The sequence below is a fragment of the Neisseria sp. P0021.S007 genome (assembly GCF_051956855.1).
In genome coordinates, this window is the sequence record NZ_JBQCXA010001114.1 from 1 (window position 1) to 530 (window position 530).

General features: G+C 52.8%; 1 protein-coding gene. It reads left to right on the forward strand.

The genetic code is table 11. The features are described 5' to 3' along the window. Positions 1 to 511: gamma carbonic anhydrase family protein (locus ACTHUR_RS17800; protein WP_440400060.1), on the forward strand; the 511-nt coding region annotated here is incomplete at its 5' end. Between the last annotated feature and the right edge of the window lie 19 nt (positions 512 to 530).

The following is a 530-nucleotide window of genomic DNA, read 5'->3' on the forward strand; positions in this document are numbered from 1 at the left end:
CCATACTCCGCAAATTCACGAATCCTGCCTCATCGACGAAACCTCCGTCATCATCGGCGAAGTATCGCTTGCCGAAGACGTATCCGTTTGGCCGTATGCCGTGTTGCACGGCGACGTGAACAGCATCAGCATCGGCGCGCGCAGCAATGTACAGGACGGCAGTGTCTTGCACGTTTCGCACAAAAACGCGGAAAAGCCCGAAGGCTCACCCCTTATCATCGGCGAAGACGTAACCGTCGGACACAAAGTCATGCTGCACGGCTGCCGCATCGGCGATCGTGTGTTGATTGGGATGGGTACGATTATTCTGGACGATACCGTCATCGAAGACGACGTGATGATAGGTGCAGGCAGTTTGGTGCCGCCACGCAAACGTTTGGAAAGCGGCTATCTCTATGTCGGTTCGCCCGTCAAACAAGTCCGCCCGCTGACCGAAAAAGAAAAAGAATTTTTGAAATATTCTTCCGCGCATTATGTGCGGCTGGCAGGCCAACACAAGCAGTCAAAATAATTTTCAGGCGACCTTATAT